Source organism: Hydrogenophilus islandicus, assembly GCF_054657095.1.
On the sequence record NZ_BAAHXE010000003.1, the window covers coordinates 1 to 21748 of the forward strand.

The 21748-nt window shown below is 63.9% G+C and carries 21 protein-coding genes; 12 read left to right on the top strand and 9 right to left on the bottom strand.

Going from position 1 to position 21748, the window contains the following annotated elements; translation table 11 throughout:
• Positions 1 to 86: 86 nt before the first annotated feature.
• From fliF to fliN, 9 genes are all read left to right on the top strand, one after another.
• Positions 87 to 1880 carry a flagellar basal-body MS-ring/collar protein FliF gene (fliF, locus tag ACYQ6T_RS01750; RefSeq protein ID WP_459826854.1) on the top strand — a complete coding sequence of 598 codons (1794 nt, stop codon included), beginning with the start codon at positions 87 to 89 and terminating at the stop codon, positions 1878 to 1880.
• Positions 1877 to 2884 (top strand): flagellar motor switch protein FliG, encoded by a 1008-nt coding sequence (gene fliG / locus ACYQ6T_RS01755; protein ID WP_459826856.1) that lies wholly within the window; start codon positions 1877 to 1879, stop codon positions 2882 to 2884. Before fliF ends, fliG begins: the two co-directional genes overlap by 4 nt.
• Positions 2885 to 2890: 6 nt before the next feature.
• Positions 2891 to 3715 carry a FliH/SctL family protein gene (locus ACYQ6T_RS01760; RefSeq protein WP_459826858.1) on the top strand — a complete coding sequence of 275 codons (825 nt, stop codon included), beginning with the start codon at positions 2891 to 2893 and terminating at the stop codon, positions 3713 to 3715.
• Positions 3699 to 5102 (top strand): flagellar protein export ATPase FliI, encoded by a 1404-nt coding sequence (gene fliI / locus ACYQ6T_RS01765; protein ID WP_459826860.1) that lies wholly within the window; start codon positions 3699 to 3701, stop codon positions 5100 to 5102. Before ACYQ6T_RS01760 ends, fliI begins: the two co-directional genes overlap by 17 nt.
• The gene (fliJ, locus tag ACYQ6T_RS01770; RefSeq protein ID WP_459826862.1) at positions 5099 to 5560 is read left to right on the top strand and encodes a flagellar export protein FliJ; all 462 of its coding nucleotides are present in this window, start codon (positions 5099 to 5101) and stop codon (positions 5558 to 5560) included. The genes fliI and fliJ overlap by 4 nt, the downstream gene beginning before the upstream one ends.
• Positions 5557 to 7077, top strand: coding sequence for a flagellar hook-length control protein FliK (locus ACYQ6T_RS01775; RefSeq protein WP_459826864.1), 1521 nt, complete (start codon positions 5557 to 5559; stop codon positions 7075 to 7077). Before fliJ ends, ACYQ6T_RS01775 begins: the two co-directional genes overlap by 4 nt.
• Positions 7078 to 7160: 83 nt before the next feature.
• Positions 7161 to 7763, top strand: coding sequence for a flagellar basal body-associated FliL family protein (locus ACYQ6T_RS01780; protein WP_459826866.1), 603 nt, complete (start codon positions 7161 to 7163; stop codon positions 7761 to 7763).
• A gap of 25 nt (positions 7764 to 7788) precedes the next feature.
• Positions 7789 to 8844, top strand: a complete 1056-nt coding sequence (gene fliM / locus ACYQ6T_RS01785; protein ID WP_459826868.1) for a flagellar motor switch protein FliM — start codon at positions 7789 to 7791, stop codon at positions 8842 to 8844.
• A gap of 5 nt (positions 8845 to 8849) precedes the next feature.
• Positions 8850 to 9377: a flagellar motor switch protein FliN gene (fliN, locus tag ACYQ6T_RS01790; protein ID WP_459826870.1), complete on the top strand. Its 528-nt coding sequence runs from the start codon at positions 8850 to 8852 to the stop codon at positions 9375 to 9377.
• Between the two features lie 15 nt (positions 9378 to 9392).
• Here fliN and htpG read toward each other — a convergent pair whose 3' ends face one another.
• From htpG to ACYQ6T_RS01805, 3 genes are read right to left on the bottom strand one after another with little or no spacing between them, the layout of a single operon-like run.
• Positions 9393 to 11291 carry a molecular chaperone HtpG gene (gene htpG / locus ACYQ6T_RS01795; protein WP_459826872.1) on the bottom strand — a complete coding sequence of 633 codons (1899 nt, stop codon included), beginning with the start codon at positions 11289 to 11291 and terminating at the stop codon, positions 9393 to 9395.
• Positions 11288 to 11848 (bottom strand): transcription elongation factor GreB, encoded by a 561-nt coding sequence (greB, locus tag ACYQ6T_RS01800; protein ID WP_459826874.1) that lies wholly within the window; start codon positions 11846 to 11848, stop codon positions 11288 to 11290. Before greB ends, htpG begins: the two co-directional genes overlap by 4 nt.
• A gap of 1 nt (position 11849) precedes the next feature.
• Positions 11850 to 12650 carry an endonuclease/exonuclease/phosphatase family protein gene (locus ACYQ6T_RS01805; protein ID WP_459826876.1) on the bottom strand — a complete coding sequence of 267 codons (801 nt, stop codon included), beginning with the start codon at positions 12648 to 12650 and terminating at the stop codon, positions 11850 to 11852.
• A gap of 159 nt (positions 12651 to 12809) precedes the next feature.
• Here ACYQ6T_RS01805 and ACYQ6T_RS01810 point away from each other — a divergent pair, with 159 nt between their 5' ends.
• Complete coding sequence (locus tag ACYQ6T_RS01810; RefSeq protein ID WP_459826878.1) at positions 12810 to 15716, top strand: adenosylcobalamin-dependent ribonucleoside-diphosphate reductase; 2907 nt, start codon at positions 12810 to 12812, stop codon at positions 15714 to 15716.
• Between the two features lie 92 nt (positions 15717 to 15808).
• Here ACYQ6T_RS01810 and adk read toward each other — a convergent pair whose 3' ends face one another.
• Genes adk through ACYQ6T_RS01840 form a run of 6 tightly spaced genes read right to left on the bottom strand, consistent with a single transcriptional unit; the run spans position 15809 to position 19602 of the window.
• On the bottom strand, positions 15809 to 16465 hold the full coding sequence (gene adk / locus ACYQ6T_RS01815; RefSeq protein WP_459826880.1) for an adenylate kinase: 657 nt from the start codon (positions 16463 to 16465) through the stop codon (positions 15809 to 15811).
• Positions 16466 to 16504: 39 nt separating this feature from the next.
• On the bottom strand, positions 16505 to 17290 hold the full coding sequence (gene kdsB / locus ACYQ6T_RS01820; RefSeq protein WP_459826882.1) for a 3-deoxy-manno-octulosonate cytidylyltransferase: 786 nt from the start codon (positions 17288 to 17290) through the stop codon (positions 16505 to 16507).
• A complete protein-coding gene (locus ACYQ6T_RS01825; RefSeq protein ID WP_459826884.1) occupies positions 17287 to 17535 on the bottom strand; it encodes a Trm112 family protein in 249 nt (82 codons plus the stop codon). The genes kdsB and ACYQ6T_RS01825 overlap by 4 nt, the downstream gene beginning before the upstream one ends.
• Positions 17492 to 18577, bottom strand: coding sequence for a tetraacyldisaccharide 4'-kinase (gene lpxK, locus ACYQ6T_RS01830; RefSeq protein WP_459826886.1), 1086 nt, complete (start codon positions 18575 to 18577; stop codon positions 17492 to 17494). Before lpxK ends, ACYQ6T_RS01825 begins: the two co-directional genes overlap by 44 nt.
• Positions 18574 to 18987, bottom strand: coding sequence for an ExbD/TolR family protein (locus tag ACYQ6T_RS01835; RefSeq protein WP_459826888.1), 414 nt, complete (start codon positions 18985 to 18987; stop codon positions 18574 to 18576). The genes lpxK and ACYQ6T_RS01835 overlap by 4 nt, the downstream gene beginning before the upstream one ends.
• A 9-nt stretch (positions 18988 to 18996) precedes the next feature.
• Positions 18997 to 19602, bottom strand: a complete 606-nt coding sequence (locus tag ACYQ6T_RS01840) for a MotA/TolQ/ExbB proton channel family protein (protein WP_459826890.1) — start codon at positions 19600 to 19602, stop codon at positions 18997 to 18999.
• Positions 19603 to 19676: 74 nt separating this feature from the next.
• On the opposite strand from ACYQ6T_RS01840, the gene xseA reads away from it, so the two are divergent.
• Together xseA and ACYQ6T_RS01850 are read left to right on the top strand one after the other, a co-directional pair.
• Positions 19677 to 21077, top strand: coding sequence for an exodeoxyribonuclease VII large subunit (gene xseA / locus ACYQ6T_RS01845; RefSeq protein ID WP_459826892.1), 1401 nt, complete (start codon positions 19677 to 19679; stop codon positions 21075 to 21077).
• Positions 21078 to 21121: 44 nt separating this feature from the next.
• Entirely contained in the window at positions 21122 to 21709 is a 588-nt protein-coding gene (locus ACYQ6T_RS01850; protein WP_459826894.1) for a superoxide dismutase, read from the top strand.
• The last annotated feature ends 39 nt before the right edge of the window (positions 21710 to 21748 follow it).

Genomic DNA, 21748 nt, shown 5'->3' on the forward strand with positions numbered 1-21748 from the left:
TTGCCGGCGACTTTTGCCGCTTTTTCGCCTTTTCCCGTCGACCGATTGGGCGATAATGGTTATGAGCTGAGAAGGGGACAGAGATCATGGCCGAAGCAACCGTCGAGATGGGGTTGAACCCCTCGGGCAACAGCGAACGGGACGCGACCACCACCGACCGGGCAGCCCAAAGGGCACCGTGGCAAGCGTTCACTGACCGGATCGCCGGCTGGAGTCCGCAGCAGAAGCTCGCGGCGGGTGCTGCGCTCGCGTTGGCGATCGCGATGCTCATTGGCGTCTGGCTCTGGTCGAAACCGGCGAACCAGGGCGTCCTCTTTTCCAATCTGGATCCCCAAGACGGCGGGGCGATTGTCGAGCAGCTCAAACAGCAAAAGATCCCCTTTGAACTGGCGCAAGGGGGGAGCACGATTCTGGTCCCGGCGAACCAAGTGCATGAGCTGCGGTTGCGCTTTGCCGCGCAGGGGCTCCCCAAAGGGGGTACGGTCGGCTTTGAGCTCCTCGACAATCAAAAATTGGGGATCACCCAATTTGCCGAGCAGATCAACTACCAGCGGGCGCTCGAAGGGGAGCTCGCGCGCTCGATCACGACCCTTGCGGCGGTGGCGCAAGCGCGCGTCCATCTGGCGATCCCGAAGCGGACGAGCTTTTTGCGCGACCAACAGAAACCGACCGCGTCGGTGGTCCTCCACCTCCGCCCCGGGCGGCTCCTCGACGAGACGCAAATCGCCGGCATCCGCCACCTAGTCGCCTCGAGCGTCCCCAACATGGACCCGGCTGACGTCTCGATCGTCGACCAGAACGGCAAACTCCTCACCCTGCAGCCCGACCCCTTTGCCCAGACGTTGAGCGCGAAACAGCTCGCCTACCGTCATGAGTTGGAGAGCCGCTACCGTGAGCGGGTCGAGTCGCTCCTTGCCCCCGTCGTCGGCAAACCCAACTTCCGCGCCGAGGTGTCGCTCGAGATCGATTTCGACCGCATCGAACGGACCGCCGAGAGCTATCGCCCGAACCCCACCCCCAACCAGGCGATCCGCAGCCAGGAGATTCACGAAAAGTTCGGTGGCGAAGCGCTTCCCCAAGGGGTTCCCGGAGCACTCACCAACCAGCCGCCCGTACCGGCCACCGCGCCGATTACCAACCCAGAGGTGCCGCCCACAGGGAGCGCAAACACCCTGCAGCGCGAGCGGTCGGCGACGATCAATTATGAACTCGACCGCACCATTGAACACGTCCAGAAAGCGCAGGGGGCGATCAAAAAACTTGCGGTCGCGGTGGTGGTCAACCAGAAGCGGGAGAAGACCAAAGAGGGGGAGGTAGTCATCCCCTCAGACGCCGAACTGCAACAGCTTGAGCTCTTGGTGAAGAGCGCGTTGGGGTTCGACCCCAACCGCGGTGATACCATTACGGTGCGCGGTGTCCTCTTCTCTGACGTTCCCGATACGCCGCAGCGGAGCTGGTGGCAGAAACTCCTTGAAGACCCCGATATGGTCGAAATTTTGCGCGAACTCTTGCGCTTCCTCACCATCGTCATCGCGCTCACGCTGATCTACTTCGGCGTGATCCGACCCCTCTTGCGCGCCGTCACGCCGCCGAAGGAAGAAAAAGCGGGTAGCAGCGGCGGCGGTGAAGGCGAAGCGGCGAGCGAACGAGCAACCTCCCCCGCAGGAGCAGAGTGGCCTGGTGAAGGGGGTGGTGCTGCCGGAGCGGAACCTCTTGGCGGCGAAGCGTCGCCGGACGCTCTGCTCCACCTCTCCCATCTGACGCCAGCCGACCCCTTCGAAGAGAAACTGGCAACGCTCCGTGAGCTGACGCAGACCAATCCGAAACTGATGGCCAACCTCATCAAAGAGTGGATCGAAGCCGGAGGGAAGAATAAATGAGCAGCAAGGATAACCCGGCGATCGAAAAGGCAGCGACGCTCCTCGTGACGCTTGGCCCCGCTGAGGCGGCGGCAGTGCTCAAGCATCTTGGGCCGAGGGAGGTGCAGACGCTGGGGATGGCGATGGCCACGCTTCCCCCCAAACCGCGGGAGGAGGTCGAGGCGCTTCTCGATGAGGCGATCGAGCACTTCAAAAAGGGGGCGCCGATCGAACCCGACCCCGAGCAGATCCGTCAGATGCTCACCCAAGCGCTCGGCGACGACAAGGCGAGCCACATCATCGGCAAAATCCTCCAAGGGTCGGACACCGGCGCGATCGAGAGCCTCAAATGGCTCGACCCCGGTACCGCGGCCGATCTCATCAAGAACGAGCACCCCCAAATCATTGCCACGATCCTCGTCCACCTCGACTACGATTTTGCTGGCGAGATCCTCAAACGCTTCCCGGAGCGGCTGCGCAACGACGTGATCCTGCGCATCGCGACTCTCGAGGGGGTGCAACCGCAGGCGCTCAAGGAGCTCAACGAAGCGCTCTCCGAGCTGCTTGCCAACGCCTCGTCGAGCGCCAAAGGGAAGGCCGCTGGCGGGGTGCGCCACGTGGCCGAAATTCTCAACTTTGTCGGCGCGCAGATCGAAACCGAAGTGCTCGACGCGGTGCGCGAATATGACCCCGACCTCGCGCAGCGGATCATGGACGAGATGTTCGTCTTCGATAACCTCCTTGAGATGGACGACCGCAGCATCCAGACGCTCCTCCGGGAAGTGGCGAACGACCAACTGGTGCTTGCCCTCAAAGGGGCATCGCCCGAGCTGCGGGAAAAGATCTTCAAAAACATGTCGCAGCGTGCCGCCGAGATGTTGCGCGAAGACCTCGAGAGCCGTGGCCCGGTCCGCGTCTCCGAAGTGGAAGCGGCACAGAAGGAGATCCTCAAGGTGGTTCGCCGCCTTGCCGAAGAGGGGCAGATCATGCTCCCGAGCAAAGGGGGCGAGGAAGGGTTCCTCTAACCGATCATGCCGATCGAACGCCACCAAGCAAGCGGCCTCTACCCGCCGCTTCCCCTCCCCTCCTTCGACGAGAGCGGACGGCCCCGCCGCACCCCCTCTCCCCTCGCGCCCTCGGTCGACGCCGACGATTCTGCCGAACCCCGCCTCCCCTCAGCGCGCGACGTGGCACAGATCATCGAGACGGCGCGGCAAGAGGGGTACGACGAAGGGTATCGCACCGGCTACGCCGAAGGAAAAGCCGAAGGATACCAGGCTGGCTTCACCGCGGGGCACGCCGAAGGGTACACCCAAGGGGAGCGCGAAGGGCGTCAAGCGGGCGAAGCCCAAGGCCATGCCGACGGTTTTGCGGCAGGGCAGCGCGAAGGAGTTGAGCAAGCGAAGGCCGAATGGGGCCCGCGCTGGGCCGAACAGTGTGATGCGCTCAACCGCCTCGTCAGTGAGATCGCCACGGCGTGGCAGCAGATGCCGCAGAAACTCGCCGAGCCGATTGCAACGCTCGCGATCGAGATTGCTCGTTCTGTCCTTCAAGAAGAACTCAAAACCCATCCCGAGACGGTGGTCGCCCTGGCGCAAAAGACGCTTGCGAGTGAAACCCGCCGCCCAGTGACAGTGAAACTCCACCCCGACGACCTCACCCTTGTGCGCGACGCCATTGGCGAACCGGAAGGAATCCGGTGGCAAGCAGATCCAGAACTCACGCGCGGGTCAGTCTGGATGGAAGGGGAGTCCTTCTTGGTCGACGCCACACTCCCCAACCGTTGGCGACGCATCGTCTCGCGAATCAACCCCGCCGCAGCCACGTGGGCAATTGGCGATGACGAACCCCGTTGACCCTGCCGAGCCGCTCGCGCAACTTCTTGCGCTCCTCACCGACGAGGTGCGCGCCACCTCGCCGATCCTCTCCGCGGGGCGACTCACCCGCGCGAGTGGCCTTGTCCTCGAGGCCGAGGGGATCCGGCTACCGGTTGGCGCCACCTGCCGCATCGCCCTTGCCGACAACGCCCACGCCGAGGCCGAGGTGGTGGGGTTTCACGATTCGACCCTCTACCTGATGCCCACCGAACCGCTCTACGGCGCGATGCCAGGCGCGGCGGTCTTTCCCGCTGACCCCCCGCCGCTCTCGTTACGCCTCGACCGCTCGCTCCACCCCAACCGCCGGCAGACCGACCGGGCCAAACACCTCCCGGTGGGACGAGGGCTCATCGGACGGGTCGTCGACGGCAACGGCCGGCCGCTCGACCATCACGGGCCGCTCACCCATATCGCCCCGCGCTCCCTGGCGGCGCGGCCGATCAACCCGCTTGAGCGCACCCCGATCACCCAGCCGATCGACGTCGGGATCCGCGCGATCGACGGGCTGCTTACCGTCGGGTGTGGCCAGCGTATCGGCCTTTTTGCCGGCACAGGGGTGGGCAAATCGGTCCTGTTGGGGATGATGGCGCGCTACACCGACGCCGACGTCGTCGTCGTCGCGCTGATCGGCGAGCGGGGCCGGGAAGTGCGCGAATTCATCGACGACATCCTCGGCCCCGAGGGGCTCGCGCGCGCCGTCGTCGTCGCCGCGCCAGCAGACGCCAACCCGCTCCTTCGCCTCCAAGGAGCGATCTACGCCACCACGATCGCCGAGTCCTTCCGCGACGAGGGGCTCAAGGTGCTGCTGATCATGGATTCGCTGACCCGCTTTGCAATGGCGCAACGGGAGATCGCCCTTTCGATCGGCGAACCTCCGGTGACCAAAGGGTATCCGGCGTCGGTCTTCGCCCGTCTTCCCGCGCTGGTCGAGCGGGCGGGTCAAGGGCGCGAAGGAGAGGGTTCGATCACTGCGTTTTACACGGTGCTCACCGAAGGGGACGACCTGCAAGACCCGGTTGCCGACGCTGCGCGCGGGATTCTCGACGGCCATATTGTGCTTGCCCGCGAACTCGCCGACGAAGGGCACTACCCGGCGATCGCGATCGATCAATCGATCTCGCGCACGATGCCGCAAGTGGTCACCCCCGAACACCTGAAACTCGCCACCCGCTTCAAACGACTCTGGGCGCGGTACCGCAACGCGCGCGATCTCCTTGCAGTGGGTGCCTACCAAAAAGGAAACGACCCGGAACTCGACGAGGCGATCGCCCGTCAGCCGGCGATGGCTCGCTACCTCCAGCAAGGGATGCGCGAACGCGCCTCGTTGAGCGAAGCCCTGGAACGACTCGCTGAGGTGCTGCAATGACCCGGCGCGAAACACTCGTCACCGTTCGCGAACTGATCGCTGAAGCAGAAAAAGAGGCAGCCCAGCAGTTCGGGGCCGCGACTCAGGCGGTTGAAGCAGCGAAGGCCAAAGAGGAGATGCTGAGGACATTTCGCGAGGAGTATCGCGAACGCTACCGTAGCGCCTTAGAACGCGGCGAGCCCTTCGCGGTTCTAGCGAACCTCCGTGACTTTCTCGCTCGCTTGGATGAGGCGATTACTGTCCAAAGCGAGCTCGTCCGCGAAGCGCAAGAGCGGCAAGATGCCGCCCGTGCCGAATGGCACGCAACGATGGGACGCCGCAAAGCGTTCGACCTGCTCCTCGAGCGGCAAGCGGCGGCAACCAAACAGCGAGAGGAGAAAATGGCACAAAAATTGCTCGATGAATGGGCAAATCGACGTGTGCACCGAAACCCTGACGATGGAGGAGCCTTCTCATGACCGTCACACTCCCTCTCCCTGCATCCCTTGAGCCTTCGAGCGCGCGGGCCAACGCGGGCAGCCTCGCCGGAGCCACTGATGTCGCAGTAGCCTCCCCCGGGAGCGTCCGGTCGATCTTTGCCCAACTCCTGCACCGTTCGCAAGGGGGTCATGACTCCGCGTCTGCTTCTCCCACTGCAACTTCCCAGCCAGGGCAAGAAAATGAGCCGCCTGACGCGCAAGCGCTCGCCCAGATGCTCGCTCAGTGGCTCCTGCAGTGGATCGCCAAACAGCCCGCCCCCGCGGCACCCCCACAGGGAGAGGCGAGCGCTGCCGCAGTAACCGCTGCCGGCAACAATACCGCGACGGCCAATCTTGCCGACCTCCTCACCTCATCGGCTGCACAACCCCTGGCCGATCGACTGCCCCTCATCAACAAGGAGGAGCTCGCGCACCTTCTTGCCGCGGACAACACAATGGAACCCGGGGCGCTCACCACCGCTCTCGCGCAAATGTTCCAACAAAACCCCGCGCTCGCCTCTAAACTCCAGGCCCTCCTCGCCGGGCAGAGTAGCGCCACCACCCTTCAGCTCCCCTCGAGCCAAGGTTGGCGGGAGGCGGCGGCGCTCCTGACGTCGCTGCAAAACGACGCCCAACCCCCTGCGCAACCCTCGCCATTCCCCAATGGCCTCCCTGCCCCGCTGGCGGCGCTCGTGGCGCAACTCGTCCAGAAAGATACCGGTGCAGTATCTTCACCCGAAGCGCTCCCCCCCCCATGGCGACAGCTGCTGCGCGAATGGCAGGCGAGCGACGAGCGCGCCCAAGCGCTTTTCCCCACCTCTCCCTTCGCAGCAAAAGCGAATTCGAGTGCGGCAACCCTTGCCGAGGCGGTGTCCGCAGCCAAGCCGGTCAGTCGCCTCACCTCTGAGAGCGACTGGGAGGCATTACTTGCTCAGCTCAAGGAGACGCTCGGCATTACCGACCCGAAAGCGTCACGCGCAAACTCCACTCAACTTCCGCCCACAGGGAACCCACCCGAAAGTGCCCTCCCCCCCAACGCCCCTCTCCTTTACCGTTCCACCCCAGAGACGATCGCCACCCCGGTGACCCAAGTGGCGCAGTGGGCAACCGAGACCGCCGAACGGATCGTCTGGCACGCCGGGCAGGCGGTCCATAAGGTCGAGCTGCAGCTCAACCCGCCGAACTTGGGGAAACTCGAAGTGACGCTGCAACTCCATCAGGATCAGCTCACCGCCCACTTCGTCACCGCCTCCCAAGCAGCCCGTGACGCGCTCGACCAAGCGCTTCCCCGCTTGCGCGAGCTCTTGCAGCAGTCGGGGATCCAGCTCGGGCAATCGAGCGTCGCGAATCAAGGCGGGGGATCGGAAGCGTGGCAATCCCCCCAGCAATCGCGGCAGGACTGGGATCAAGGTAGAGGCGCCTCCATCGCGCAAGGAGCCGCCCCCATCGCAACCGCCCCAGCGCTTGCCACCCCATCCCGCCGCGCTGAGAGCGGTACACTCGAGGCATGGGCATAATTGCCCCCGATTCGGGGCTCTTTTTTTCGCCACGGGTGCGCGATAATTGACCTATCATCGGGAACAAACAAGGAGTGCATCAGATGGCGAAAGAGGCAGCAAAAGAGGAGACAGGCCAAGAGGCCGCTCCGGCGAAAGCGGGAAAAGGGAAACTGCTCATCATCCTGCTGATCGTGTTGATTGTGCTCCTCCTGGCAGGAATGGGGGTAATGGGCTTTCTCCTCCTGAAGAAGAAGGGGGGTGACAACCACGGCGACGAGGCGAAATCGGCCGACCACGCAGCGCCCGCCAAAACCGAAGCGCATGCGCCTGCGCCGCCACCGGTGGTGGTCGATCCCGGAAAACCGCCCGTCTTCGTCTCGCTCGATCCGATCGTCGTCAATCTGGCACCGGGTGAAGGCGAGCGCTACCTGCAAGTCGCTATCGTGCTCAGAATCGCCGATCAAAAGTTCGACCCCACGATCAAGCAGTTCATGCCCGAGATTCTCCACCGCATCAACCTGCTCCTCTCGAGCAAATTGCCTTCAGAGCTCGCCACGCCGAAAAAACGGGAGGAGTTGGCGATGGACATTCGCGACACGATCAATGAGGTCCTCGGTTACCCGCCGCGCTCGCGCGACATGCAGCAGCTGGGACCGTCGGGACCGGTACAGGCGGTGCTCTTCCGCTCGTTCATCATCCAGTAGCAGTGGATAGACGTAGGGGGCATTCGTGGAAAACTCCTCTGAGTTTCTCTCGCAAGAAGAGGTCGACGCGCTCCTGCGCGGAGTGACCGGCGAGGAGGACGAGCCGGAGACCCCCGCGCAAGAGGAAGAGGGGGGGATCCGCCCCTACAACCTCGCCACCCAGGAGCGGATCGTCCGTGGGCGCATGCCCACGATGGAGCTGATCAACGAGCGCTTTGCCCGCTATCTGCGGGTGGGGCTCTTCAATTTCGTCCGCCGCAACATCGAAGTGTCGGTCGGTGCGCTCCATGTGCAGAAATATGGGGAGTTCATCCGCAATCTCGTCATTCCGACCAACCTCAACCTGGTGCAGGCGAAACCCTTCCGCGGGAACGGCCTCATCGTCATGGAGCCCAACCTGATCTTCCTCGTCGTCGACATCCTCTTTGGCGGCGACGGGCGGTTCCACACCCGCATCGAAGGGCGCGGCTTCAGTCCCACGGAACAGCGGATCATCCTGGGGCTATTGAACGTCGTTTTCGAGGACTACCAACGCGCCTGGGCACCGGTCTACAAAATCGAACTCGGCTACGTGCGCTCCGAGATGAACCCGCAGTTTGCCAGCATTGCCACCCCCTCGGAGATCGTCGTCGCCTCCCAATTCGTCCTCGACCTGGGGGTGGGACAGGCGAACATCCACATCTGCTGGCCCTACTCGATGCTCGAGCCGGTGCGCGACCTCCTCTACTCGACGATGCAAAGCGACCAGATGACGCAAGACTCCCGCTGGACGCGGAATCTCGCCCGACGGCTCGTCGAAGCAGAGGTGACCCTCAACGCCGTGATTGGCCGCGGTCAACTCACCTTGGGCGATCTCGTTGACCTCCGGGTGGGGGACGTGATCCCGATCGAGATCCCCGAACTCGTCACCGTCTACAGTGACGGCATCCCGGTGATCCGCGGCCATTACGGTACGCGCAACAAACACTACGCGGTGAAAATCGACCACTTCGTCGCTGAAGAGGAGCCGCCCGACGAACCGGTCAACGGCAATGGCGCCGCTCAGCCGAGCAGAGAAGCAGAAGAGCAACCCGAGGAGTAACCACGATGGTCGCTGAACCCGATACCCCCAACACACCCGAAAAGGACGAGGTGACCCCCGACGACTGGGAAGCTGCGATGCAAGAGCAGGCCGCGGCAGAGCAAGGGGGCGACGCGGGCGTCGATGAATCGGCGCTCGCCGATGAGTGGGCGGCGGCGCTGGCCGAACAGGAGCATCAGGCGCCCGCTACATCAGACCCCTACGGGGCAAAACCCGCAAAAGACCTCTTCCCCGATTTTGGCGGCCCCAACCAAAAGGTGGAGAACCTCTCTGACTTTCAGATGATCATGGACATCCCGGTCCAGATCACCGTGGAGCTCGGCCGGACCAAAATGCCGATCCGCAATCTGCTGCAGCTCGCCCACGGATCGGTGATCGAACTCGACGGCCTTGCGGGCGAGCCGATGGACGTGCTGGTGAATGGCACCCTGATTGCCCAAGGGGAGGTAGTCGTGGTGAACGAAAAGTTCGGGATTCGCCTCACCGACATCATCACCCCCGCGGAGCGGATGCGCAAACTCCGCGGCGGGTGACCGATTCTACCGCGGTCAACCAGCCAGCAGCCGATTGACCCGCTTGACGAACCCGGCAGGGTCATCAAGTGTCCCCCCTTCGGCAAGAAGGGCCTCTTCAAAGAGGAGCGTCGCCCACTCGGCGAAAGACGTCTCGTCTTCTGTTGCGGCGATCCGCGCAAAGAGGGGATGGTCGACGTTCACTTCGAGCACCGGCTGCACTGCTGGGGCCTTCTGCCCCGCCGCTTCGAGAATCCGCTTCAAGTGGAGCGTCATTCCCCCCTCTTCCACCACCAGGCAAGCGGGCGACTCGGTGAGGCGCGCCGAAGGCCGCACCGCTTTCACTCTCTCTTTCAGCACCTCGGCAAGGCGCTTGAGGGTTGCGTCGTGCGTCTTGCTCGCCTCTTCCACGGCCGCCTTCTCGGCGTCGTCGAACGCGGCGATCTCCTCAGTGCCGCGCGTGACACTCACCAACGGTTTTCCTTGGTACTCGGTGAGGTGCGCCGTCCACCATTCGTCGATCCGGTCGGTGAGCAACAACACCTCGATCCCCTTCTTCTTGAAGAGCTCGAGGTGGGGACTGTGGCGCGCGGCAGCGAGCGAATCGGCGGTGAGGTAGTAGATCCGCGTCTGCCCCTCTTTCATCCGCGCCAAATAGTCGTCGAGCGACACGGTGGGCGCGTCCCCCTCGCTTGCGGTCGAGACGAAGCGCAGGAGCGCCGCGATCCGCTCGCGGTTCGCCGGATCCTCGCCAACCCCCTCCTTGAGCACTCGGCCAAACGCCTGCCAGAAGGTGGCGTACTTCTCCGGTTCATTCTTCGCGAGTTGCTCCAGAAGCCCCAACACCCGTTTGGTGATGCCGCTGCGAATCGCGTCGAGCACCTTGGCCTCCTGCAGCATCTCGCGTGAAACATTGAGCGGCAGATCGGCGGCGTCGACGACGCCACGGACAAAGCGCAGGTAGTGGGGTAACAGCCTCTCGGCATCCTCCATGATGAAGACCCGCTTGACGTAGAGCTTCACCCCGTGGCGCGGCTTCGCATCCCACAGGTCAAACGGCGGGTGCTTCGGGAGGTAGAGAAGCAGCGTATAGTCGTGCTTGCCTTCGATTTTTGCGTGGAGCCACGCGAGCGGTTCGTCGAAGTCGTGGGCGACGTGGCGATAGAAGTTACGATACTCCTCGTCGCTGATCTCGTTTTTCGCCCGCGCCCAGAGGGCAGTCCCCTGGTTGATTTTCTCCCACTCGTCGGTGCGGCGGTATTCGCCCCCCTCTTTGTCCCACTCCTCCTTCGGCATCAGAATTGGCCAGAGGATGTGCTCCGAATATTTGTGAATCAGTTCGCTCAACCGCCAGCGGGAGAGAAAGTCGCGCGCCTCCTCTTTGAGGTGCAGGACCACTTCGGTCCCCCGTTCCGGCCGCGTGATCGGCGTGACGGTAAAGGCGTTCGCCTCGTCACCCGTCAAGGAACAGCGCCACTCGACCCCGGCGTCGGCCGGCAACCCCGCTTTGCGCGTGCGGACGGTGACGGTGTCGGCGACGATGAACGCCGAATAGAAACCGACCCCAAACTGCCCGATCAACAGCGAATCCCGCTGCGCGTCACCCGAGAGATTGCGAAAGAACTCCTTGGTGCCCGAACGGGCGATCGTCCCGAGGTTTTCGACCACCTCCGCCTCATCCATGCCGATCCCGTTGTCCCGCACCGTGATCGTATGGGCCGCTTTGTCGTAATCGACCCAGATTTTGAGCTCCCCATCCCCTTCGAAGAGCTCGGGCTTCGTTGCCGCCTCGAACCGCAGCTTGTCGCAGGCGTCCGAGGCGTTGGAGATCAACTCCCGCAGGAAGATCTCCGGGTTGGAGTAGAGCGAATGGATCACGAGATGGAGTAGCTCGCGGACTTCGGCCTGAAAAGGAAGAGTTTTGCTTGCACTCATTGCTGTACGCTCCTGACGTATTGCACCTCGACAATCTCCAACATCCGTGCCCCACCCGGAACGGGAACCCGCACCTCGTCCCCGACGGCGCGTTTCAACAGCGCTTGCGCAAGCGGTGAGAGCCAGCTGATTTTTCCTCTACTAGGCTGTGCCTCATCGACCCCGACGATTTGCCAGGTCTCCTCCTCGTCGGTCGCCAGGTCAAGCACCGTGACGGTCGCACCGAAATAGACCCGGTCGGTCGAATCACGGAGCGCGGGGTCGACCACCTCGGCGCTCTCGAGCCGCTTCGTGAGGTAGCGGATCCGCCGGTCGATCTCGCGCAACCGCCGCTTGCCGTAGATGTAGTCGCCGTTCTCAGAGCGGTCGCCGTTTCCGGCCGCCCACGCCACCACCTCGACGAGGCGCGGCCGTTCGACCTTCACCAGATGCTCAAACTCTTCGCGCAACGCGCGGTAGCCCTCTGGCGTCATGTAGTTCTTGAAGCCGCTGGCCGCGCGGACCTCTGGCAACTCGTCGTCGTCATCGTCGCGCTCTTGGACGAACGCTTTACTCATCTTACCCACCGTCACTCCAGTTGAGGGTCAGGACAATCGGCTGGTGGTCGCTCGCGGCGGTCTCGGCGAGGACCTCGAAAGCGACCACTTCCGGCATCAGATCGGTCGTCACCCACGCATAGTCGCAACAATAGGGGTGATCAGGCCACGGCGCGCCGTGGAGCCCCACCGTTGGCGCGTGGGGCTGATTAGGGTAGCGCAGCGGCCAGACGTCACGCCACGCGCCCCCTTCGGCCAACGCCCGATATTCTGGGGATTGCGGCGGAAAATTCAAGTCCCCGACGAGCACTGCCGGGGGCGTGACAAGGGAGTCACGGGCTGCGCGAGGGGGAGAAACCGCAAGAAAGCCGTTCAACGCCCCCACCTGCGCAAGGCGCTGCCGGGCGCAGTAGTATTCGAGGTGGGTTCCCACAACGGTGAGCGACCGCCCCGCAACGGAGAGCGTTGCGACGAGCGCCGTGCGGGGAAACCATTTCGGGTGGGTCGCCGGCGGCGTCGGTAACGCGACCGAGCGCCAACAGGTGATCGGCCAACGGCTGCCCAACCAGTTCCCAAAGCGCTTGCGCCGGCCGTCGTGCCGCTCTTCGTCGATACCCGGCGCATACGCCGTCGCCCACTCAGGAAACGCCGCGTGGAGGATCGCCACCTGATCGGCGTCGTCGTTGTCGGGAAGCTCGGGGTAGTGTTGCGCCACCTCCTGCAGCACGACGACGTCGGGGGCAACGGCGCGAATCACCGCGATCGTTCGCGCCCAATCGACCCGGCAGTCTGCCCCCCGCCCCCACTGAACGTTCCAACTCATTATCCGCACATGCTTTTTTGCCATCGCCCTATTCCATATATAGCGCTTATAATAAGCATTGGTCACTATCCCTAGCGTTTTAGGGTTGACGCGTCGGGGTGTCGACGCTAAACTCGAAGTGTCCACACATCGAACGTTGATCGTCTCTGGAGCATCCCCATGACCACGACTACAAATGCACAATCTACCGTTACCGCGCTACCGCCGCAAGAGATTTCGCTCGAAGTGCTCCTCGAAAAGTATGCCAAGGAGGGGGAAAAGAGCGTTGAGGAGGTACGCCGCCGGGTCGCGCGGGCGCTTGCCGCCGTAGAAAAAGAGAAGGAGCGCAAGCATTGGGAGGCGCGTTTCCTCTGGGCCCAGGAGAACGGCTTCATTCCGGCGGGAAGGATCAACAGCGCTGCGGGCACGAAACTGCAAGCCACCCTCATCAACTGCTTCGTGCAACCGGTCGGCGATTCGGTCACCGAGGTCGAAGATGGCTACCCCGGGATCTACACGGCGCTTGCCCAGGCCGCGGAGACGATGCGCCGCGGCGGTGGGGTCGGTTACGACTTCTCCCGCATCCGCCCGCGCGGCGCGCGCGTCAAGGGGACCCAATCGAATGCCTCCGGCCCAGTCTCCTACATGCGCGTCTTTGACCGCTCCTGCGAAACGGTCGAATCGGCCGGTTCCCGCCGCGGTGCCCAGATGGGGGTGCTTCGGTGCGACCACCCTGACATCGAAGAGTTCATCCACGCCAAAGATCACGGGGACCTCACCAACTTCAACATTTCGGTGGGGGTCACTGACGCCTTTATGCACGCAGTGGTCGAAGATCGGGAGGTGGAGCTCGTCCATAAAGCGGAACCGGGCGATGAATACCTCGCGCGCGGGGCTTATCAGCGCGACGACGGTCTGTGGGTCTACCGCAGGGTGCGCGCCCGCGACCTCTGGGACCAGATCATGCGCTCCACTTATGATCACGCCGAACCGGGGGTGCTCTTCATCGACCGGATGAACGCCGACAACAACCTCTACTACTGCGAACGGATCGAAGCGACCAACCCGTGCGCCGAGCAGCCGCTCCCCCCATACGGCTGCTGTGACCTCGGGTCGATCAACCTGACCCTCTTTGTCCGCGACCCCTTCACCGAACAGGCGCGGTTCGACTACGCTGCGTTTGAGGAGGTGGTCGGCGTCGCGATCCGCATGCTCGATAACGTCCTCGACGTCACCCACTGGCCGCTTCCCGAACAGCACCGCGAAGCGATGAGCAAACGCCGGGTGGGCCTCGGTTTTACCGGGCTCGGGGACGCGTTGATCATGTTGCGCCTCAAATACGACAGCAGTGAGGCGCGCGCGATGGCCGCAGAGATCGCCCGACGGATGCGCGACGCCGCTTATCTGGCGAGTGTCCAACTCGCGAAGGAGCGCGGCGCATTTCCGCTCTTCAACGCCGACCTCTACCTCACCGGCGGGAACTTCGCGTCGCGCCTGCCTGAGGCGATCAAAGAGCAGATCCGCAAGCACGGGATTCGCAACTCCCATCTCCTGTCGATCGCGCCCACCGGGACGATCTCGCTCGCCTTTGCCGATAACGCGAGCAATGGCATCGAACCCCCCTTCTCCTACACCTATACTCGGCGCAAACGCCAGGCCGACGGCACCTTCAAGGAGTACGCCGTCGAAGACCACGCATGGCGGCTCTACAAGCACCTTGGTGGGGACGTCACCCATCTCCCCGAATACTTCCGCTCGGCGCTCGAAATCTCCGCCAAAGACCACGCAGCGATGGTCGCTGCGGTCGCCCCGTACATCGACACCTCGATCTCCAAGACCGTCAATGTCCCCGAAGACTACCCGTACGAAGATTTCCAAGACCTCTATCTCGTCGCGTGGAAGTCGGGGCTCAAGGGGCTTGCGACCTACCGTCCGAACTCGGTTCTTGGCGCGGTCCTCTCCGTCGAAAAGAGCGAAAAGAGCAGTAGCGACACCGCCGCCCACGCAGAAGCGATCGCCTTTGCCGACGCCAACCGCCGCCTCTCGCTCGCCAAACTCCCCGCACCGGTGCTCGCCAGCTTGCGCTGGCCGGGACGCCCAGAGCTTCCCGACGGCAACCCGGCGTGGTGTTACATGCTCAACACCCCGGAAGGGGAGTTTGCCCTCTTTGTCGGCCACATTGAGCAAGAACAGGGGGCATTTCCGTTCGAGGTGTGGGTGAATGGCGCGAACCAACCGCGCGGCCTCGGGGCGGTGGCGAAGACCCTCTCCATGGACATGCGCGCGAACGACCGGGCCTGGCTCAAGATGAAGCTCGATACGCTCGCGACGGTCGCCAGCGACAAGAGCTTCGAAATGGCCTTCCCCCCCCATGGCGAACGGCGCCGCTTCCCGAGCGTCGTTGCCGCGTTTGCGGAAGTGATCCGCTACCGCTGCGAGCGGCTCGGCGCATTCGCGGAGATCGACGCGGGCGAGGGGCTTTTCGGTAGCCACACCCCGGTGGTCGACGCGCTCTTCTCGCGCTTTGAACCCCGAACTGGTGCTGACGGGACGCTCTCCTGGACGGTGGACGTGCAAAACCCCACCACCGGCGACGACTTCGTCCTCGGGCTCAAAGAGATCACCCTCCCCTCGCCCGACGGACACGGCACCGTCACCCGCCCCTACGCCGTCTGGCTTGCCGGCAACTACCCGCGGGCGCTCGACGGGCTCACGCGCATTCTTTCGCTCGACATGCGGGTGATCGACCCGGCGTGGATCGGCATGAAGCTCCGTAAGCTCCTCAACTACCCGGAACCCCTCGGCGACTTCATGGCGTTTGTTCCCGGCGAGCATCGGCAGAGCAACTTCCCGAGCACCGTCTCCTATGTCGCTCAGCTCATCATCCATCGCTACGCGATGTTGGGGATTCTCGACGAACGGGGCTACCCGGTGCAGGAGATGGGGCTGATGCAGCACCCCCACCGCGACGACGAGCCGCTGCTTATGCAGGGGAAACGGTGCCCCGAATGCGGCAACCAAACGATGATCCGTAAGGACGGCTGCGACTTCTGCACTGCGTGTGGTGCCGTCGGCGCGTGCGGGTAGGTCAAAGAGGCACCGTGAACGACAAGACGCCCCGTCGGCGGGGCGTCTTCCTTTTTTGCTGTGGCGCGAAGCGCCCCTTGACGGGCGCTTTTTTAACTCGCTAACGCCGCGAGCACCCGCGCCGTCACCTCCTCTACCGGCCCAACGCCTTCGACACGACGCACTTTGGGTGCGGCCGGATCGTTTGACGCCGCCCACGCGGTGTAGTAGTCGATCAAGGGCTTTGTCTGCTCATGGTAGACCCGCAACCGCGCCCGAACCGTCTCCTCTTTGTCGTCGTCACGCTGAATGAGGGGTTCCCCGGTGATGTCGTCCACCCCCGGCTGCTTCGGCGGATTGTATTTCACATGGTAGGTCCGGCCTGACGCGGGGTGAACGAGACGGCCGCTCATCCGTTCGACGATCTCCTCATCGGGTACCTCGAAGATCAACACATAATCGAGCGCCACACCGTCGCGTTTGAGCGCTTCAGCCTGGGCGATGGTGCGTGGAAAGCCGTCAAAAAGGTAGCCCTTTGCGCAGTCGCTCTCTTTGAGCCGCTCCCGCACCAGGCCCAGGATGATCTCGTCCGAGACCAACTCCCCGCGCTCCATCACCCGCTTCGCCTCGAGTCCCAAAGGGGTTCCCGCCTTCACAGCGGCGCGCAACATGTCGCCGGTAGAGATCTGCGGAATACCGAAATGGCGGACGATCGCCTGAGCCTGGGTCCCTTTTCCGGCGCCAGGTGGTCCGAGCAAAATCAAACGCATGCTATTTTCCCTCCATCTCAAATCAACCCAAAAACGACTTCAACCCACAAAAAGGTGGCGCACCCGCGCCAAATCCTCCGCGGTATCGACACCGGGCGGAGGGGCTTCGTCACTGAGGTGCACGACAATCCGTTCGCCGTACCAGAGCGCCCGGAGCTGTTCCAACTTTTCCGCCTGCTCGAGCGGCGACTCCGCCCACGAGACAAAGCGGCGCAAAAACCCGGCTCGGTAGGCGTAGAGCCCGAGATGGCGCCAGACCGCAACCGGTGGGACGGCCTCACCCACCTCCCGACTTCCCTGATTGGTGTCGAGCGCCGCAAAATAGTCGCGTGCCCAAGGAATCGCCGCGCGCGAAAAGTAGCAGGCGTACCCCTGGGCGTCACACACCACCTTCACCGCGTTGGGGTCGCACCACTCCGCGACCGACCGGACGGGAACCGCGGCGGTGGCGATCGCCGCATCGGGGTGATCGGCCAATTTCTGTGCGACCGCCCGAACAAGCGCTCCCGGCAGCAGCGGCTCATCCCCTTGCCAGTTGACGACGATGGCGTCACTTCCCCACTGGAGCTCCGCCACCACCTCCGCCAACCGGTCGGTTCCCGACGGGTGGTCTGGGGAGGTCAGTAACGCGTTTCCCCCTGCGGTGCGAACCACCGCGGCAATGCGCTCGTCGTCGGTCGCGACCCACACCTCCTCAGCGCCCGAGCGGATCGCCTGCTCCCAGACCCGGACAACCAGGGGCTTCCCGCCGAGATCGGCGAGCGCTTTCTCGGGAAGGCGCGACGAGCGCAACCGCGCCGGAATGACGATGCGAAACGGCGTCACGGTGCCCCCACGTCAAGAGCTTCTCCCCCGATCGTCGGGATTCCCCCCTCCCGTTCGCGCTTGATCCGATCGATCTCCTCGGTCGAAAGCGGCACCGCCTCGTCGGGCAACATCACCGGGATGCCGTCGCGGATCGGGTAGGCGAGGCGATCGAATAGGCAGACGAGGCGCGGCGGCTCGCTCTGCAGATGCAATTTGCCCTTACAGAGCGGACAGACCAGGATTTCCAGGAGGTGTGGATCCATGCAAAAGGTCCTCGATTTGGCCAACGAGCGCGGCGGGGAGCTTCGCGCGAACCTCAAGCACGAGGTCGTTCGGCTCGGCCCATCGGGCGCATTTTATCGCATCTTTCGCGGTAAAAATCCGGTAGCCGTCGGGTTGTGGAGGCGGAAGATCCTCAGCGGCGAAAGGGTGATGGTCGGGAAAGGGGTACGGGGTGACGTCGGCACCGCACGCGGTGAGCAGGGCAAAAAAGCGGTCAGGATGGGCGATGCCGGCAATCGCGGCGACCCGTTTGCCAGCGAGCGCCGAGAGCGGCAGGAGCTCCTTCCCAGCCGCACTGCTCTCCCCCCCCTCGCGCCACGCCGCAAGGGGCGACAACCCGAGCGGTTCGACGGGAAGGGCCCAGACCGGCGGAAGCGGTCCGTCGCCGACGAGCGCAGCGATCGTCCGCTGCGCCTCCGCATCATTGACTGCCCCCCGCACAAGGATCGCTGCGACACGCCGCAGCCGCGCAAGCGGCTCTCTGAGCGGTCCAGCGGGCAGGAGCCAGCGGTTCCCGAGCGTTGCCGGGTCGACGACCGCGATCTCCCACGCGCGCGGCAAGCGGTGGTGTTGCAGGCCGTCGTCGCAAACGACAACATCGAGGTGGGGATGTGCGGCAAGCATCTTCGCGACCGCTTCACACCGGTCGCGACCGACGACCACCGGGACCCCGGTACGGGTCGCGAGGAGCACCGGCTCGTCGCCAAAGCGTTCGCAGTCGCGCGCAGTGACCAGCTCCGGCGCCCCCTTCTCTGCGCGGCTGCGGTAACCGCGGCTCGCGATGCCTACCGCAACCCCGCGCGACGTGAGCGCGGTCACGAGCGCTTCGACTACCGGCGTTTTGCCGCTCCCGCCTACGGTGATATTTCCGACAACGATCACCGGCACCGGGAGGGCACATCGTCGCCCCCTTTGCCATAGACGGTGGAGGAGAAAGAGGAGGCGATAGAGGAGCGACAGGGGATAGAGGAACGCCGCGACTCCTCCGCGCCGTTGCCACCAACTGGGGGCACCCCGTTTCACTCGCGCCGTTCCACCGCGAAACTGACGCGACCCAGCCCGACGCGCTGCGCCGCGCGCAGGGCGTCGATCACCCGCTGGTGGGGCGTTGCCGCGTCGGCTTCGATCACCACCAGGGGATCACTCTGCGCCGGAACGTGGCGCGCCAGCGCTTTTTCGATCGCCTCCACGTCGTTGCCCGAAACCGCGACGCCGTCGATAAAGAGCTGGCCGTTCGCCGTGATCGCGATATGGAGCGTCTGCGGCGCCTCAATACGCTGCGCTTCGCCCTCCGGCAGATCGATTTTGAGTTGCCCCACCGAGGAGAAGGTGGTGGTCACGCTCAAGAAGATGAGGATCACCAGCACGACGTCGATGAGCGGCACGAGGCTCAGTTGCGGCTCGTCGTGGTGCGCAGCGCGGGAGAAACGCATCGTTCGCTCCTACCCTTCGACCCGTTCGCCGTGGGCCACTTCGATCAACCGCACCGCCGCCTGTTCCATTTCGAGAATCAGGTCATCGACGTAGGCGCGGTAGTGGCGCCAGAAGATCGTCGCTGGAATCGCGATGATGAGGCCAAAGCCCGTCGTGTAGAGCGCGACCGAAATGCCCTGCGCCAACTGTTGCGGGTTCGCAACCGCCCCCTGCGAAGCGAAGATCTCGATCATCCCGACGATCGTGCCAAAGAGCCCCAAGAGGGGGGCGATCACCGCAATCGTCCCCAGCGTCGTGAGGTAGCGTTCGAGTTCGTGCGCGACCACCCGCCCCTCATCCTCGATCGCCTCTTTCATCACCTCGCGGCTTGCCGTGTAGTTGCGCAATCCAGCAGCGAGCACGCGACCGAGCGGCGAGTGGTTCGCGAGCTGCTCCGCGAGCACGATCGGCGATTCCCCCTGGCGCAGCCGCTCCAGCACCGACGGGAGCAACCCCGGCGGATTGATTCGGCTGCGCCGCAGCGCCACCGCGCGCTCAAGGACAATCGCCAACCCCACAACGGAGGCCACGATCAACGGCCACATCGGCCAGGAGAGGAGGGAGAAAGAGCCCATGGAGATTCCTTGCCCACCACAACAGCCGCCATTATGACAAAATATCCCCCCGGAACATCTCACCCGACTCCAACATGCCACCTTCCGTCTGGACCGTCAGTGACCTCAGCCAAGCGATCCTGGAGACGCTCACCACCCAATTCCCCAACCCGATCTGGGTGACCGGTGAAGTGAGCAACCTCTCCCGTGCCCCCTCTGGCCACATCTACTTCACGCTCAAGGATGATGCGGCCGCGATCTCCTGCACCTTGTGGCGCAGTCGCGCGCAACGCGTGACGCTCCCCAAGAACGGAGATGCGATCGAGGTGCTCGGAACGCTCACCACCTACGCCCCGCGCGGCACCTATCAGCTCGACGTCCAGACGCTGCGCGCCGCCGGTGCCGGTGCGTGGTACCAACGCTTTCTCGAAGTCAAAGCGAAACTGGAAGCAGAGGGGTTGTTTGCCCCAGAACGGAAGCGCCCGCTCCCCCGCTACCCGAGGCGGATCGCGATCGTCACCAGCCCCCAGGCCGACGCCCTGCAAGATGTGCTCCGCACACTTGCCAACCGCGCCCCGATGATCGAAGCGGTCCTCTTCCCGACCCTCGTTCAAGGGAAAGAGGCCCCGCAAGCGATCGCTGCGGCGTTGCGTTGGGTGGGGCAAGCCCACCAGGCGTTGAAGCTCGAGCTGGTGCTCCTGGTGCGCGGTGGGGGCGCCGCTGAGGACCTTGCGGCATTCAACGACGAGGGGGTGGCGCGGGCGATTGCCGCCTGTCCGATTCCGGTGGTGAGCGGTGTCGGGCACGAAACCGACACGACGATCGCCGATTTCGTCGCTGACCTGCGCGCCCCGACCCCGACCGGGGCGGCGACGGCGGTGTCGCAAGGGTGGAGCGAAGCGATCGGGACGCTTGAGCAACTCCAAACGCGGCTGCACCGCGCTTTTGCGCAACACTGGCAAGAGGCGGTGCAACAGATGGATGAGCGGGAGCGGAACCTCTTGCACCTTTCGCCCCGCTCGCTTCTTCGCGACGCCCTTCATCGCCTGGACCACGCCCGTAGCCGCATGAGCGAGGCGTTGAGCACGACGCTGCGCACCCGTGCTCGAGAGCTGGAAGCGGTCGCGCAACAGCTCCGCCACCCCCGCGCGCAACTCGCCGCCCAACGGGAGGCGCTCACGCAACTCGAACGCCGCATGCCCCATCCCCTCGCGCTTCTCGCCCCTTTTGGCCGGCAGCTCATCCACTGGGACGAGCGGCTCACGCGCCATCCGCCCAACCTCTCTACCCCGCGCGAACAGCTTGCCGCGCTTGATGCACAACTCAAGGCCCTCTCGCCGCTTGCGGTGCTCGACAGGGGGTACACTCTTGTCTTCGATCCGAGTGGCAAGGTGGTCACTCGCGTAGCCGACCTCGCGCCGCAAGAGGAAATTCGCATCCGTTTTGCCGATGGCACCGCGGATGCCCACGTTGCCACGATCGCCAAAACTGAGTAAAATGGTCAAGCTTTAGACCCACCCATGACAGGAGGACCCATCCGATGATGCACCAACTTCCCGAACTCCCGTTTGCCAAAAATGCGCTTGAACCCTACATGAGCGCCGAGACGCTCGAATACCACCACGGGAAACACCACCAGGCTTACGTCAACAACCTCAACAACCTGATCAAAGGGACTGAGTTCGAGTCGATGCCGCTCGAGGAGATCGTCAAGAAGGCTCCTGCCGGCGGCATCTACAACAACGCGGCACAGACCTGGAACCACACCTTCTTCTGGAACTGCCTCACCCCGAACGGCGGCGGAGAACCAAGCGGAGCGCTCAAAGAGGCGATCATCGCCAAGTGGGGGGACTTCGACGCGTTCAAAAAGGCGTTTCACGCCTCCGCCGTCGGCAACTTCGGCTCGGGCTGGACGTGGCTCGTGAAGAAGCCTGATGGCAGTGTCGACATCGTCAATATGGGTGCAGCAGGTACGCCACTCACCACCGGCGACAAGCCCCTTTTGACGATCGACGTCTGGGAGCACGCCTACTACATCGACTATCGCAACCGTCGCCCCGACTTTGTCACGGCATTCCTCGACCATCTGGTGAACTGGTCGTTTGCCGAAAAGAACTTCGCCGCGTAACGCCCAATTTTCCTGACCTTACCACGCCCCGGAAACGGG